Source organism: Collinsella sp. AF25-2LB (genome assembly GCF_003458415.1).
Taxonomy (GTDB): Bacteria; Actinomycetota; Coriobacteriia; order Coriobacteriales; family Coriobacteriaceae; genus Collinsella.
In genome coordinates this window covers 14,085-28,892 of the sequence record NZ_QRUF01000023.1, presented here as the reverse complement: position 1 = coordinate 28,892, position 14,808 = coordinate 14,085, and the positions used below count along the sequence as shown (strand labels likewise).

Annotated in this window: 11 protein-coding genes; 3 read left to right on the top strand and 8 right to left on the bottom strand. The window is 60.6% G+C overall.

The features are described from left to right. Nucleotides 1–99: 99 nt before the first annotated feature. Nucleotides 100–1,878: a dihydroxy-acid dehydratase gene (ilvD, locus tag DWY51_RS08950; RefSeq protein ID WP_199411412.1), complete on the bottom strand. Its 1,779-nt coding sequence runs from the start codon at nucleotides 1,876–1,878 to the stop codon at nucleotides 100–102. A gap of 108 nt (nucleotides 1,879–1,986) precedes the next feature. Next, nucleotides 1,987–3,348 (bottom strand): GntP family permease, encoded by a 1,362-nt coding sequence (locus DWY51_RS08945; RefSeq protein ID WP_117770598.1) that lies wholly within the window; start codon nucleotides 3,346–3,348, stop codon nucleotides 1,987–1,989. 234 nt (nucleotides 3,349–3,582) lie between these two features. Here DWY51_RS08945 and DWY51_RS08940 point away from each other — a divergent pair, with 234 nt between their 5' ends. From DWY51_RS08940 to DWY51_RS08930, 3 genes are all read left to right on the top strand, one after another. Then, on the top strand, nucleotides 3,583–4,275 hold the full coding sequence (locus DWY51_RS08940; protein WP_230318618.1) for a FadR/GntR family transcriptional regulator: 693 nt from the start codon (nucleotides 3,583–3,585) through the stop codon (nucleotides 4,273–4,275). A 160-nt stretch (nucleotides 4,276–4,435) separates the two neighbouring features. Then, on the top strand, nucleotides 4,436–5,245 hold the full coding sequence (locus DWY51_RS08935; RefSeq protein ID WP_055309684.1) for a gluconate 5-dehydrogenase: 810 nt from the start codon (nucleotides 4,436–4,438) through the stop codon (nucleotides 5,243–5,245). Nucleotides 5,246–5,385: 140 nt separating this feature from the next. Further along, the gene (locus DWY51_RS08930) at nucleotides 5,386–6,027 is read left to right on the top strand and encodes an RpiB/LacA/LacB family sugar-phosphate isomerase (RefSeq protein WP_117563655.1); all 642 of its coding nucleotides are present in this window, start codon (nucleotides 5,386–5,388) and stop codon (nucleotides 6,025–6,027) included. Nucleotides 6,028–6,147: 120 nt separating this feature from the next. Here the strand turns inward: DWY51_RS08930 and DWY51_RS08925 are convergent, their stop codons facing one another. The 6 genes from DWY51_RS08925 to DWY51_RS09585 form a co-directional block, all read right to left on the bottom strand. Then, complete coding sequence (locus DWY51_RS08925) at nucleotides 6,148–8,097, bottom strand: NAD(P)/FAD-dependent oxidoreductase (RefSeq protein ID WP_117770596.1); 1,950 nt, start codon at nucleotides 8,095–8,097, stop codon at nucleotides 6,148–6,150. 198 nt (nucleotides 8,098–8,295) lie between these two features. After that, entirely contained in the window at nucleotides 8,296–9,513 is a 1,218-nt protein-coding gene (locus DWY51_RS08920) for an FAD-dependent oxidoreductase (RefSeq protein ID WP_117770595.1), read from the bottom strand. 50 nt (nucleotides 9,514–9,563) lie between these two features. Next, a complete protein-coding gene (locus DWY51_RS08915; protein WP_117770594.1) occupies nucleotides 9,564–10,481 on the bottom strand; it encodes a sugar phosphate isomerase/epimerase in 918 nt (305 codons plus the stop codon). Nucleotides 10,482–10,483: 2 nt separating this feature from the next. Then, on the bottom strand, nucleotides 10,484–11,719 hold the full coding sequence (locus tag DWY51_RS08910) for a glycoside hydrolase family 105 protein (RefSeq protein WP_117770593.1): 1,236 nt from the start codon (nucleotides 11,717–11,719) through the stop codon (nucleotides 10,484–10,486). A 107-nt stretch (nucleotides 11,720–11,826) separates the two neighbouring features. Next, nucleotides 11,827–12,495 (bottom strand): SGNH/GDSL hydrolase family protein, encoded by a 669-nt coding sequence (locus DWY51_RS08905; protein WP_233504679.1) that lies wholly within the window; start codon nucleotides 12,493–12,495, stop codon nucleotides 11,827–11,829. A gap of 68 nt (nucleotides 12,496–12,563) precedes the next feature. Beyond that, on the bottom strand, nucleotides 12,564–14,726 hold the full coding sequence (locus DWY51_RS09585; protein WP_233504680.1) for a pectinesterase family protein: 2,163 nt from the start codon (nucleotides 14,724–14,726) through the stop codon (nucleotides 12,564–12,566). Nucleotides 14,727–14,808: the final 82 nt, after the last annotated feature.

Genomic DNA, 14,808 nt, shown 5'->3' with positions numbered 1-14,808 from the left:
GGCCGCTTATTAGCCCGTCCAAGAATTGGGGCGCAGTTCATGGCTCGGGGCTCTTTGTGCCGCGCATCTATGAGAGGAGATATTCGATGCGTACGTGCGCTACTCCATGTAGCCACCCTGAATGGCGGAAACTGCATGCTCGGTAAAGAACTTGAGCGTGCCGGAGGTATAGCGATTAGCCTTGGGCTTCCAAGCGGCTCGGCGCTCGGCCAGGACGGCATCGATCTCGGCCGGCTCCATCTCCTTGCCGGCGATGCCCACAATAGACAGCGAGCGCTCGGGGATGTTGATCTGGATAAGGTCGCCCTCCTCGATCAGGGCAATCGGGCCGCCCACGGCAGCCTCGGGCGAAACGTGACCGATAGCCGGGCCCTTGGAGGCGCCGGAGAAGCGGCCATCGGTGATAAGGGCAATGCTCGCACCCAGCTCGGGATCGCTGGCGATAGCCTCGGTGGTGTAGAACATCTCGGGCATACCGGAACCCTTGGGACCCTCATAGCGAATGATAACGGCATCGCCGGGCTTGACCTCGTGCGTCAGGACGGCGTGGATGGCGTCCTCCTCGCAATCGAACGGACGGGCCTTAAGCGTGGCCTGGAACATCTCGCGCGGAACAACCGTGTGCTTGACGACGGCGCCCTCGGGGGCAAGGTTGCTGTGGAGGATGGCGATGGAGCCGTCGGTACCAAAAGCCTGGTCAAACGGGCGAATGATGTCCTCGCGCTTGAGGTTCCATTTCTCCAAGTAGCGGCCGCACTTCTCGTAGTAGCCGTTGTTCTTAAGGTCCTCGAGGTTTTCGCCGAGAGTCTTGCCGGTGACGGTCATGACGTCGAGGTGGAGCATCGACTTGATCTCCTCCATGATGCGCGGCACGCCACCCGCATAGTAGAAGAACTGCGCCGGCCACTCACCTGCGGGACGAACGTTGAGCAGGTAGTGAGCACCACGGTGCAGACGGTCGAAGTCGTCGGCGGACATCTCGATGCCAAACTCGCGGGCGATCGCGGGAATGTGCAGCAGCGAGTTGGTGGAACCGGAGATGGCGCCGTGGACCATGATGAGATTCTCGAAGGACTCCTTGGTCACGATGTCGCGGGGGCACAGGTTGTGCTCGGAGAGCCACACGGACTGACGGCCAGCCTCGCGCGCAAACTCACGCAGATCGGAGCTGGTTGCGGGCAGCAGAGCCGTGCCGGGGAGCATAAGGCCCAGGGCCTCGGCGGTAACCTGCATGGTCGAGGCGGTACCCATAAAGGAGCAGGCGCCGCAGCTGGGGCATGCGTTGTGCTTGGCAAACTCGAGCTCCTCGCGGGAAATCTCGCCGCGCTCATAGCGGGCCGAGATGGCGCCGAGCTGCTCCAGGGTCAGCAGGTCGGGACCGGCATCCATGACACCGCCGGTAACGACGATGGAGGGGATGTTGATGCGGCCCATGGCCATGAGGTTCGCAGGCAGACCCTTATCGCAGCTGGCGACAAAGACGCCGGCGTCGAATGGAGTGGCCTTGGCATGAATCTCGATCATGTTGGCGATCATGTCGCGGCTGGGCAGCGAGTAGTTGATGCCGTCGTGGCCCTGGGCCTCACCGTCGCAAATGTCGGTGCAGAAGTAACGAGCACCGTGACCGCCAGCCTCGGCAACGCCAGCACGGACCTCCTCGACCAGATCAAACAGGCCGGCAGAACCCGGGTGCGAGTCGCCGAACGTCGACTCGATAATGACCTGCGGCTTGTCCAGATCCTCGATGGACCAGCCAGAGCCCAGGCGCAGCGGGTCCATCTCGGGGCTGATGGTGCGGAACTTGCCAGAACGCGGCTGCAGCTTGGCAACCAGGTCGGCGGCCTCCTGCTGAATCTGTGCTTTGGTTTTCTCGTCCATGATGTTCTCCTCTTTTGGTTTGAACGGTTGTACCAATCGTTGGTTAATGAATCAGGTGAAAATGGGTACCGAGCGATGCACTCGGTGAAAGATGCTTAGCTACGCGAACTAGGCGAAGAACGAAATCACCAGGGCGCAGGCAAGACCCGAAAGGCCGATGAGCGTCTCCATAACGGTCCAGGACTTGAGGGTTGTCTTCTCGTCAATCTCCAGGAACGAGGAGCACATCCAAAAACCGGCATCGTTGACGTGCGAGAGGGCCGTGGCACCGCCGCAGATAGCAAGACAGATAGCGGCACGCATGAGCACCGAGGCTCCTGCAACCGCGGGCATGGCGGCCATAATGCCCGATGCCATGGTCATAGCGACGATGGAGCTGCCGACAGAGGCACGCACCATGACGGCAATCAAAAAGGCAACGACCACCAAAGGCAGCGGAGAAGCCTCGAGCATGGGGCCAATAACCTGACCTAGGCCGCAGTCCTGCAGCATCCAACGCATGACGCCACCGCAAGCGATAACCAGCAAGATCATGCCGACGGGCTTAAGAGAGCGGTCGAGCAAGGCCTTGAGCTCGGCGCCGGAGTAGCCGCGGCGCGCGCCCAGCAGATACATCGCGACGAGCGTGGCAAGCGTCAAGGCGACGAACGGCTTGCCCAGGAAGGCGAGAATCGAAGCGAGCTCGGCGGGCATGGGGATATAAGAGGACAGCGTGCCCAGCAAAATCAAACAAAGCGGCGTGAGCACGATGGCAAGCACCATGCCAAAGGAGGGAAGCTCCTTTTCGTCGCTCGCGCCCTCGGCAGAGGTAAAGTGCTCCGGAACATCGGTAAAGATGCGACCGCCCACGTTGCGACCCCAGATGACGCCGGCGATCGCCATGGCGATGAAGGCGGTAGGGATACCGACGAGAATCATGGTGCCCAGGTCGACACCGAGCGTGCCGGCGACCAGAACCGAACCGGCCGATGGCGGCACAAACGCATAGCCAGCGGCAAGTCCTGCGAGCAGCGCGATGCCGTAGTAGAGCGTCGACTTCTTGGTCTGCGACGCCACGCTAAAGGCAAGCGGGATCAAAACGACCACGCCGGCCTCAAAGAACACCGTAGTGCCGATGACCAGACCGGTAATACCCAGTGCCCAGCTAGAGTGACCCTGCCCAAAGGTATCGATGAAGGTCTGGGCAATCTTCTTGGCGCCGCCGCTCTCTTCAAGAATCTGGCCAAACATCGAGCCCAGGCCAATGAGCAGGGCGATGTTTTGCAGCGTGGCGCCCACGCCCTTGGTGACAGTGTCCGCCACCAGGTCGAGCGGCATACCGGCGCCGATGCCGATCGCGAGCGCCGAGACCATCATCGAAAGCACGGGGTGCAGCTTGAACTTGATGATGAGCGCAAGCAGCAGCGCGATGCCCACGATGGCGGCGATGACCAGCCTGGTGGGATCAGCCATAAACGTTGGGTCTGACATCTTTCCTCCAATTCATCAGACCTTTTGAATTCGTCTGATGACTATAGCGTGTTTTGGAAAGGTCTGATGTTTCATTTTGAAATTTGTTCGAAATACATCTGATGTATTTGGTAAACGGTCGTATTTGCGCTGCGAACGGTATATCTAAGCCGCCCGACTCAAATCCAGCGGCCAATATCGCATCCGTGGTGCGCTAAAATAGCTCAGATGAATTTTGTAATGAAAGGTATAGCTATGGCCCGCGCCGAATCGGGACTCCCCGAGCAAATATCGGAGAAAATCATTCAATTGATTCTGGATGAACACCTTGAGCAAGGCGATCGCCTACCTAAGGAAACCGTGCTGGTCGAGCGCTTGGGCGCCGGCAGGAGCACCGTGCGCGAGGCCATGAAGTTGCTGCAGTCGCGCAATATCGTGCGCATTAAGCAGGGTTCGGGCACCTATGTGGCGTCAAACCCCGGCGTTGCCGACGACCCGCTGGGCTTTACCTTTATCGACGACAAGCAGCGTCTGGCGCGCGACCTACTCGAGGTGCGCTTTATGATCGAGCCGCAGATGGCACGCATGGCGGCCGAGCACGCAACCAACGATCAGGTCGTCTGTATCGAAGAGCTCTGCGATGAATCCGAGCGCCTGGCCGAGGCCGGTAAGGATTACTCCGCCGCCGACACCGCGTTCCACAATGCCATTGCCGAGAGCTCCGGAAACCTCGTCGTTCCCCGCCTGATGGGCGTGCTCAAGGCATCCGTCCCCCTCTTTATCGACGTGACTGGCAAAAAGCTCGTCGAGGAAACTATCCGCACGCACCGCGATGTGGCCGACGCCATCGCCTCGCGCAATCCCACCGCCGCGCACGACGCGATGTACCTGCATCTGGTGTACAACCGCAACATGATCGCAGAGGGAGCGCAGGAACAGAGCAAATAGACGTCCGCACGGCAAGGGCGAGACCACCGTTTACCTTTTAAAAGTGAACGTTCACCTGTTTTTAGGAGAATCTGTCTTTTAATTCCCCCTCTTCTCCTATACTGACCTTGTATGAAAAGCAAGACTTATATAGATGAACGTTTCTTTTGAAAGGATCGCTATGTCTGATCTTATGGACAGCTTCCGCCTGGATGGCAAGGTCGCGCTCGTGACCGGCGCCACCTATGGCATCGGTATGGCCATTGCCGAGGCGCTCGGAGAGGCCGGCGCCAAGATCGCCTTTAACGCACGTCACGCCGACAAGGTCGCCGAGGCCGAGAAGCACTACCGCGAGCTGGGCTTTGAGGCTCATGGTTACGTGGCAGACGTCACCGACGAGGCCGCCGTTGCCGAGCTCATCGCCAAAATCGAGGCCGACTTTGGCACCACGCCCGACATCCTGGTCAACAATGCCGGCGTCATTCAGCGCACCCCGATGCTCGACATGAGCGCCGAGGACTTCCGCCGCGTCGTCGATATTGACCTCAACGCACCGTTTATCGTGTCCAAGGCCTGCCTGCCCGGCATGATCGCCAAGGGCCACGGCAAGATCATCAACATCTGCTCGATGATGAGCGAGCTAGGTCGCGAGACCATCGCCGGCTATGCCGCCGCCAAGGGCGGACTCAAGATGCTCACCAAGAACATCTGCTCGGAGTTTGGCGAGGCCAATATCCAGTGCAACGGCATTGGACCCGGCTACATCGCCACGCCGCAAACCGCACCCCTGCGCGAGACGCAGCCCGACGGCAGCCGCCACCCGTTTGACCAGTTCATCATTGCCAAGACGCCGGCCGCCCGTTGGGGCACGCCCGAGGATCTGAAGGGCCCCGCCGTGTTCTTGGCTTCCGATGCATCGAACTTCGTCAACGGCCACATCCTCTACGTCGACGGTGGAATCCTCGCATACATTGGAAAGCAGCCTCAATAAGCGTCGCCGCAACTGCCCATATCAGGTTTCATCCACTCGTTTTTCATTTGAGTTGCGGTGAGATAAGGATTGGTTTTGGCTTCTATCAGGCAAAACAGTCCGTATTTCACCGCAAGTTAGAAATAGAAAGGTAATTCGCAATGAAGATCGCTCTGATCAATGAGAACTCTCAGAACTCCAAGAACCCTATGATCGAGGCTGCCCTTAAGAAGGTTGTCGAGCCCATGGGGCACACCGTCTTTAACTATGGCATGTATGCCGACGCCGATTCCAAGCCCCTCACCTACGTGCAGAACGGCATCCTTGCCGCCGTGCTGCTGAACTCCGGCGCTGCCGACTACGTCGTGACCGGCTGCGGCACCGGCGAGGGCGCCATGCTCGCCTGTAACTCCTTCCCCGGCGTGCTGTGCGGCCACGTTGCCGACCCGCTCGACGCCTACACCTTTGCCCAGGTCAACGATGGCAACGCCGTTGCCATGCCCTTCGCCCTCAAGAACGGCTGGGGCCAGGAGCTCAATCTTGAGTACACCTTCGAGAAGCTCTTTGGCTTTGGTTCGGGCAACGGCTATCCTGCCGAGCGCGTTGAGCCCGAGCAGCGCAACAAGAAGATCCTCGACGGCGTGCGCGCTGTGACCATGCGTCCGCTCGTCGACGTCCTGGGCGAGATCGATCAGGACCTGGTGAAGGGCGCACTTGCCGGCGAGCACTTCCAGGAGTACTTCTTTGCCAACGCCACCGACGAGGCCATCATCGCCAAGGTCAAGGAGCTCCTGGGGCTCTAATCGCACGACTCATTGCGGCTAACGCAAGCGGCGGTCGTCCCACGTACGGGACGACCGCCGCTTTTTGCTATCTACCGACTGACGCCGCGGGGATAGGCCTCACATGCACCAAGGGGTTGACTAGAGCTCGCAGGCGACCTTGTAGCCGTCGCCGATGGCGTCGCGGATGTTGCCGCACTTCTGGGCATCGCCCAGCACGTGGGTGACAACGCCGGCAGCGGCAAGATCATCGGCCAGCTTGGTGTTGGGACGGTAACCCATGGCAAGCACCAGCGTATCGGCGTCGGCGATGGTGTGGACCTCGCCGTCCTTCTCGTAGCTGATGGCGTCCTCGGTAATCTCGGTCACCTTGGCCTCGGTCAGCACGTGAACGCCCTTGGAGAGCATGCGCGTGATGAGCACCGCACGACCGGCGCCACCCTCGTTGGCGGCAAGCGTCTTGGTCATCTCGATGACGGTGACATCGCGGTTGGCCGGCGACAGGTCGTTGACCAACGGGGCCAGGTAATCGGCCGTCTCGCAACCAACGGTGCCGCCGCCCACAATGACGATCTTCTTGCCCGGGAAAGCCTTGCCACCCAGCAGGTCGTCAGCCGTCATGACCTGCTTAAAGCCCTGCATAAAGGCCGGGGCGATGGGTTCGGCGCCATAGGCCAGGACAACCTCGTAACCGGCGTAGTCACGCTGAATATCCTCGGCAGTAAGTTCGGTGCCAAATACGCACTTAACGCCGGCCTCGGCCAGACGACGGTACTGATACTTGATCACGCGCGTGAGCTCCTGCTTTGCCGGCGGAACGGCCGCAATGCGCATCTCGCCGCCCGGCTCGTCCTGCTTATCCACGAGCACCACGTTATGACCGCGCTTGGCGGCAATGTAGGCTGCCTCCATGCCCGCGGGACCGGCACCCACAACGAGCACGTTCTTTGCCTCGGCGGCAGGCTCGTAGCCAGCCTCGTCACGCTCCACATCCGGGTTGACGGTGCAGGAGATGCGCTTGCCGAACATGATGCCGTTCAGGCAGCGCAGGCAACCGATGCAGGGGCGGATGTCGTCGGCGTTGCCGGCAGCAGCCTTGTTGCAGAACTCGGCATCGCACAGATTGGCGCGGCCCATCATGCAGATGTCGGCAGCGCCGTCCTCGATCAGCTCCTCGGCGATCCATGCCTCGTTAATGCGGCCGACCGTGGCAACGGGAATGTTGACGTGCTTTTTGATCTCGCGCGAGCAGGCGGCGTGCGAGGCCTGCTGCGTGCCGGCGGCGGGAATGGCGGAACCGCGCTTGATGGTGGTGCCGCCCGACACATGAATCATGTCGACGCCGGCCTTCTCCAGGCGACGCGAGACGTAGATCATGTCGTTGAGGGTCAGACCGCCATCGGTGTACTCGTCGCCCGAGATGCGGACGTCGATGATGAAGTCCTTGCCGCAGCGTTCGCGAATCTCGGCGATGACCTCGAGCAGGATGCGCATGCGGGCGTCGAGCGAACCACCGTACTCATCGGTACGCTTGTTGTAGAGCGGGGTCAAAAAGCCGCCGAGCATGCCGTGGGCGTGCGCCGCATGGACCTCGACGCCATCGACACCGGCCTTCTGCATACGCACGGCAGCGTCGCCAAACTGATGCGTGAGCTCGTGGATCTCATCGACCGTGATGGGGCGCGGCGCCTCGCGGGCATAGGACGGGCCCACAAAGGACGGAGCGATGAGGCGCGGCGTGCCCGGAATGTTAAAGGCCATGTAGGCGGGGTGGAAGAGCTGCGGCATGATCTTGCAGCCGTACTCGTGGACGGCGGCGGCGAGCTTTTCCCAGCCAGGGATAAACGTGTCGTCGTAGCAGCACATGTCACCCGGCAGATAGGTATAGGTAGGCTCGACCGTCACGACCTCGGTGATGATCAGGCCAACGCCGCCCTTGGCGCGGGCACGGTAATGATCGACCAAGTCGTCGGTCACATAGCCGTGATCGGCCAGGTTGGTAGATACCGGCGGCATAAAGACGCGGTTCTTGACCTCGGTCGTACCGACCTTGATCGGACTAAAGAGCATCGGGTAGGCGGAAGACTCCATACAGGGTTCCTTTCATTTGAGCCGCTCGGCGGCAGTTGCTAACGTACCTATCGTATCAGCAACCGCGCTGTACCCGACCGTACACGCTCCCCCGGCTTTTACTCAGCCCACAAAAAGTTGCGGTGGAATACGGAGTAGATAAGGCCTTTGACAGCCAAAACAGTCCGCATTTCACCGCAACTGATGGGCGGGGTGGAGTTAGAGGCCCAGGTAGTTAGTCATGCCTTCGACGGCGAGCTTGGCGCCTGCCACGGCATGGACCACGGTGAGCGGGCCGTTGACCACATCACCGGCGGCAAAAACGCCCGGCACCGTTGTCATGCCATACTCATCGACCGAAAGAAGGCCGCGGTGGTCGGTCTCCAGACCGCCCGTCGTAAGCACAAGCTTGTCCTTGGGCACCTGCGAGGCCGCAATCACAACCGTGTCGGCGGACACATGGTCGAGCTCTTCCTCGTAGCCCACCACGTTGTTGTCCTCGCCAAAGATAGCCGTCTCGAACACCGGACCGTTATCGTCGATGGCGCAGATCGCCTTGCCGCGCACGATCTCGGCACCGTCAAGCTCGGTCAGCTCCACCTCGTCATCGATGGCCGAGATATGGCGCGATCGGGCATACACGGTAACCTTGCGAGCGCCCGAGCGCAGAGCCGTGCGGGCAACATCCATGGCCACGTTGCCGGCGCCGATAACCGCCACGTTCTGACCGATCGCCACGCTCGTGGGATCGACCAGGTAATCGATACCAAACAGTACGTTACCACGCGACTCGCCGGGAATACCCAGCTTGCGGGCGCGCCAGGTACCGGTACCGACAAAGACCGCATCGTAGCCGTCGCGCAACAGGTCGTCGATATGCAGCGCGCCGCCAATGGTGGTCGAGGGACGGACGCGTACGCCAAGCGAGCACATCACGTGACGGTACTTTTGCACGAGAGCACGGGGCAGGCGAAACTCGGGGATGCCGTACTCCAGCACGCCGCCGATCTCGGGGCGCTGCTCAAACACCGTGACGGCACAGCCCAACTGGGCCATCTTAATGGCCACGGTAATGCCGGCAGGACCGGAACCGACCACGGCAACCTGCTTGCCGCACGACGGCGCGGGCTTCCACTGTTTGCGGTCCAAATACGCTGTCGAGATATAGTTCTCGATGCTCGAGAAATGCACCGGTGCGCCCTTGCGGCCCTGGATGCACGCGCCCTCGCACTGGCCCGAATGGTTGCAGACCATGGAGCAGACCGCGCTCATGGGATTGTTCTGAAACAGCAACTCGCCCGCCTCTTCAAGACGGCGTTGTTTGAACAGATCGACAACCTGCGGAATAGGCGTCTGCACCGGGCAGCCCTTAAGCTGGCAGAACGCCTTCTTGCACCCAAGGCAACGGTTCGCTTCCTCAACAATATGAATAGCCATCGGTTCCTCTCCTGGACCTCTACGACAATCTCTTTCGCCAACCTGCTTCGTTACAGAATCACGTGCTCGCACATCACGCTGTGCCCCATGCGTAGCAGCTCGTCGCGCGAACGCTCGACCGTGGACGGTGTGCTGTTCTCGATAACGGTCATAATGCCCGGTCGCGCGGCCGCGGCCCAAGCGGCAATAGCCTCAAAATCAAAGTTTCCGCACGTACAGGCGCCGTGGCATACCAAACGAGAGCCCGAGCCATCACACCAGCCATCCTGGTCCTCGTTGTCTACGATCTCGTAGTCCTTGGCATGCAGCACGCGAATCTTGCTGCCGCACAGGTGCAACATGCGCGACACCTGCTCGGAAGCCCCACCGACGATCGTGGGATGCAGTAGCGACACCGGATCGTAGATCACGCCGAGTGCGGTGCTCGAAACGCGCTCCAGAACCTCGCGGCAGCGCTCGGGCGTATTGACGATCTCATTCCAACCGGGCTCGATCAGAAGCTCGCCGCCCTCCTTTTCGGCCATCGAGCACACGCGTGCGAGTCCTTTGCAAAACGTATCGAGCGCAGCGGCCGAAAAACGGTCATCGGCCATCTTGTTCTGCGCGTTAGGGCGCCCCGTCTCGGTCCCCACCGGACAGCCCCCAAGCCAGCGCGCGAACCTCAGGCACGCCTCGTACTCGGCATAGGTATCCACCAGTTGATTCTGATCGGGCGTTGCCAGGTTTTTATAGCAGCCGAGCACCGCCACCTGCACGCCGCTGGCGGCGAGCACCTCGCGCAGATGGTCGGCGAGTTCGTGCGTAAGGCCGGAACGGTTAATGCCAAAGGACTTGTAGAGTACTTTGCTCGGCAGCTGAATGCACGAGAAACCCAGTTTGCCCGCCATGCGAATGCGCTCCTCGACCGTACCCTCGGGCAGGTCGTGCAGGCGCACGCCGACGCTCAGTGCTCCTTTTGACTGCGCCATGCCTAGACCTCCTTGCACGCATTGATGCCCGGGGTGTATCCGCCAAACGGGTCCTCGATGGAGCACACGCCCGAGGGAGCAAGCGGATCGCGCTTACCGGCCAACTTGTCATGATGCATAGTCTCGATATAGGCGAGCACCAGCGGCGCCACGCCCTTCGCGTCGTTTTTGACGACGGGCTCGCTCATGTAGTAGCCAAACGTGCCCTCGCGGTGCGCGGTGTTGCCAAGACCCGCCACCAGGCAGATGTTGTCGAGCGCCAGCTGTCCGTCGCGCTCGGACAGGCACGTGTCGCAGATGCCGTCAAACGCACGGCGGCCGTACTGGTAGTAGCGCTCGCCCAGCACGCCCAGGCGCACGCCCTTCATGATGGCGTTGGCAAAGATGGCGCTGCCCGACTCCTCCAGATAGTTGGGGGCGATATTGGGCAGGTTGATGACCTGGTGCCACATACCGGTCTTCTCGTCCTGATACGGCAGCATGGCGTCGATCAGGTCGTGGAACATCTTGCGGATCTCGTCCTTCTCGGCCGACATCGAAGGCGGCATGAGCTCCCAGGTATCGATGAGCGCCATGGCAAACCAGCCCTCGGCGCGCAACCAGAAGTTGGCCGAAAGGCCGGTGACGGGATCGCACCAGAACTGCTTGCGGCTCGCGTCGTAGGCGTGATAGTACAGGCCGTTGAGGGGGTTGCGCATCAAATCGTGCACCACTTGGAACATATGGAAGCTATCCGAGCAGGCACGGCGGTTGTGGAAGCTCAGCTCGTACTGCATGTAGAACGGCTGCGCCATGTACATGCCGTCGAGCCAGATCTGGTTGGGGTAGACGGCCTTGTGCCAAAACACACCCTCTTTGGTACGCGGCTGGGTTTCGAGCTGACGATAGATGGTATCCATGGCGGCGCGGTACTTGGGCTTGCCCACCAGGTCATAGAGTTTGTAGAGGGTTTTGCCCGCGTTGACGTTGTCGAGGTTGTACTCCTGGGGATCGTAATGCTTGATGGTGCCGTCATCCTGGACAAAGAAGTCGATATAGTCGTCGGCGAAGGTCAGGTAACGCTGCTCGCCGGTGATCTCGTACAGCTCGATGAGTGCCTTGATCATGCAGCCGTCAATGTAATTCCAGGTGTTCTCCTTGCCGGCGCGAAGCTTTTCGATATTCCAGGCCGGCGCCTGAGGCGTAGAGGTCTCGATCAACTGCTCGATATAACGGTCCAGAATCTGATTGCAACCCATTGCTGTCCCCTCTGACGTTATTGATAGGTGAACGTTTCCCCTAGTGTAACGCGAACGGGGATTATAGGGTGAACGTTAACCCTATAATCCCCGTGAACGGCAAACTTTTAACGGCAAACGGCGGTGAGGCCCGCAGCGATGCGATGCGCCAGGCGCTCATAGCCGGCAGGGCTGTAATGCAGACCGTCCGGCATGTAGAGCTCGCGGTGCTCCGGCAAAAACGGGCTGATGCCGCTTTGCGCATACAGGTCGATCACCGGCACCGAGTAGCGATCGCAGACCTCCAGCATCGCGCGCACATAGGCGTCTTGCGTCAGGCCCAGATGGTTGGCCTCGTTGCTTGCCGGAATATCCTTCTCGTGTTTGCCGCTCGTCTTGCACGGCGTCATAAACACCAGCTTTGCCTGAGGCGAGCGCACCGTGATGGTGCGGATCAGGTAGTCGAGCGCACCGTAGAACTCGTGCACGTCCGTGCTGCCCAGCTCTCCCAGCGGCACGTTACGGCTAAAGTCGTTAACGCCGCCAAAGACGATGCAGATATCTGCCGTGTGATCGATGCCGTCCAAGCGCTCGACAAACGAATCGCTACGGTCGGCCTTGACGGCAATACGCGAACCCTTAATACCAAAGTTCTCGATCGTAGCGCCGCCCAGCAGCGCACCCAGGTGCGAGGTCCAAGAGATGTCGTTGCCTCCCCCGCCGCATCCGTTATCGCCCCAGGTGGTCGAATCGCCAAAGCAGCAGATGGTCGATTCGCTCAAGTTTTTCGTTTCCATATTCTTCTCCTCACCCGCACACCGGCGGTCATACAGGTACATACCGTTCATTCGCAACATCCGAGGGGCTATGCGTGGGCGCATTCCGCAACTTGCGAATCGAGCCATTCGATATCCTCGGCAAGATGCGCCACGCCCAGGTGGTGTCCACCCGGGCAGACCTCGTGCAGAAGGTTTTCGTCCTTGCCCAGCAGCGCGTAGGCGTCGCGAACGATATCGAGCTGCTCGTCTACGTTCGCAAGCCCGCGGGCGCCGTTGAGATGGTCTTTCTCGCAGCTCTGAACCAAGAGCGGCCGTGGCGCGACAAGCGATGCAATGTCGCCCATGTCGAGCAGACGCCAGAGTCCAGGCGTGTAATTGCAGCTGCAATTGCCGTTGAGGTGCAGTAGCGAATCATCAACGCCGTACAGATAGCCCGAGACAAACGCCTTGCGCACGCGCGGGTCGAGCGCGGACAGGTACAACGTCATGTAACCGCCGCCCGAAAAACCAAAGCAGCCCAGGTCGTCCATGGCAATGTCACCGCGTGTCTCTAGGTAATCGATCAGACGCATGTTGTCCCAGACGTTGAGGCCCGCAACCGTAAGGCCCAGTGGCTCGGCCATGCGCGCCTGGTTTAGGCACGTGCCGCGCAGAAAGCTGTTCTCGCCATCGCCCTGACCCTTCCAGTCACGACGGTATCCCCAACCGCGTGCGTCGGGGCAGACGGTCACGTAACCCATACGCGCCAAACGTAGACCGTAGTCGTAATTGAACTTACGCACAGCATCATCGACCGCCGGCACGCCCGTCACGCCCGCAACACTTGCGGCGCCTGCTCCCTGATGGCCATGCGGGCAGATATAGCAACACTTGCGGCCGCGCGCATCGAGCTTAGGCGACTGCGGCTCGAGCAGGTAGAACGGCATCCAAACGTCGCGCTCCACCTGCAGCATCGCATGGGTGCGCACGATACCGCCGGCAATCTGCACCCGATCGAGTTCGCGCGCCTCAATCGACACGCGATCCATAATCGATAAGCCCAACAGGTCAAACAGCCGAACCCTCGTCGCAACCTGCCATGTCTCAAAGTCTTCGGGCGTCGTGCCCTTAAATGCGGCGGAGCGACCCTCACGCTTAAGGCGCTCACGAAATGCCAGTTCGTCTTCGTAATAGGTGTCGATATGCACCGTGCGACCGTTATCGGAAAGACTGTCGGTCTCCGCAGCGTCGCCCGGGCCACCTTCGGGGTCCCAGCCGTCCGCACCGGAAAGCACCTGTTCGCGGGCGTATCGGGTAGTGGCTGTCGCATCGAGCTCGTGCGCCCATGGCGCCCAGTTTTCGGCATCACTCGCCGGGCCATGTAGGCTTGCACCAGCGTAGTGCGCCCTCTCGTGCGCCGCCGGCTTAGCCCAATCCCACCAACCTTCGCGCTTGATATGCTGTCCCAGCCAGCAATCGATCAGCACGGTCTGGGCCCACTCACGCCAAGGACGACCCAAATAGACCGAATCCGGTGCCACGTCTTGCGCGGCTGTAAACGAGCAGCCGTGGAACACGAAGCCATATGGCTCTCCCTCGGGCGTCGATGCCGCCGTCACGTAACCGTTCACGTCCATATTGCGGTTGAGCGAGCGGATCTCGCACCCCTCAAAATAGGCACACGCGCCACCAAAGATAAAGTCGACGTCGCCCTCAATCCGGCAGCGTCGAAAATACTGACGGCCCACCCGACGCGGCGCAAACTGCTTGGGCCCAATGAATCCGCCCGGTTTGACTTCGCGCGGGGGCAACGGGCCCAAAAACAGCGTGTCCTGGCGCCCCGTAATGCAACAGGCGTCGACTACCAAACGGTCGCCGTCGGCGTACAGGGCAATCGCCTGCCCCACCTCGCGACCGTCGCCGGCATCGTTGACGATTGTGAGGTTCTCGAGCCGCACGTCGTCGGCATCGACCAAAACGGTATAGGTCCTAAAGGTGCCTAGCTTTCCGTCAATGCCCGATCCGTCCCCCGAGGGCATCTTGGCGCCCAGGCTGCCCACGATACGCACGCTGTCAGCCGTCTCGCCCACCAGCGTCACATACGGTCGATGAATCTCGACCCGTTCGCGGTACTCACCCGGCTCGATATGGATTGTCACCGGTCGTCCGTCATTCGGACAGGATTCATCAATTGCCTCCAAGGCCTTAGAGATACTGTGATATGCCCCCGCACGCTCGGGTGAAACCTCAAATAATCGTCTCTCACTCATCATCAGTCACCGCGTCCTCCCGTCGCAGACCGTCTACGTCGCAGTTTCGGCATATTAAAAGTGCGCGCAATGGGTCGGGAAG

Bases quoted from the DNA above. Each gene is read 5' to 3' on its own strand.
- DWY51_RS08915 (WP_117770594.1), bottom strand. From the start codon at position 10,481: ATGGCGCAGTCAAAAGGAGCACTGAGCGTCGGCGTGCGCCTGCACGAC.
- DWY51_RS08905 (WP_233504679.1), bottom strand. From the start codon at position 12,495: ATGGAAACGAAAAACTTGAGCGAATCGACCATCTGCTGCTTTGGCGAT.
- ilvD (WP_199411412.1), bottom strand. From the start codon at position 1,878: ATGGACGAGAAAACCAAAGCACAGATTCAGCAGGAGGCCGCCGACCTG.
- DWY51_RS08930 (WP_117563655.1), top strand. From the start codon at position 5,386: ATGAAGATCGCTCTGATCAATGAGAACTCTCAGAACTCCAAGAACCCT.
- DWY51_RS08920 (WP_117770595.1), bottom strand. From the start codon at position 9,513: ATGGCTATTCATATTGTTGAGGAAGCGAACCGTTGCCTTGGGTGCAAG.
- DWY51_RS08940 (WP_230318618.1), top strand. From the start codon at position 3,583: ATGGCCCGCGCCGAATCGGGACTCCCCGAGCAAATATCGGAGAAAATC.
- DWY51_RS08925 (WP_117770596.1), bottom strand. From the start codon at position 8,097: ATGGAGTCTTCCGCCTACCCGATGCTCTTTAGTCCGATCAAGGTCGGT.
- DWY51_RS08935 (WP_055309684.1), top strand. From the start codon at position 4,436: ATGTCTGATCTTATGGACAGCTTCCGCCTGGATGGCAAGGTCGCGCTC.
- DWY51_RS09585 (WP_233504680.1), bottom strand. From the start codon at position 14,726: ATGAGTGAGAGACGATTATTTGAGGTTTCACCCGAGCGTGCGGGGGCA.
- DWY51_RS08910 (WP_117770593.1), bottom strand. From the start codon at position 11,719: ATGGGTTGCAATCAGATTCTGGACCGTTATATCGAGCAGTTGATCGAG.
- DWY51_RS08945 (WP_117770598.1), bottom strand. From the start codon at position 3,348: ATGTCAGACCCAACGTTTATGGCTGATCCCACCAGGCTGGTCATCGCC.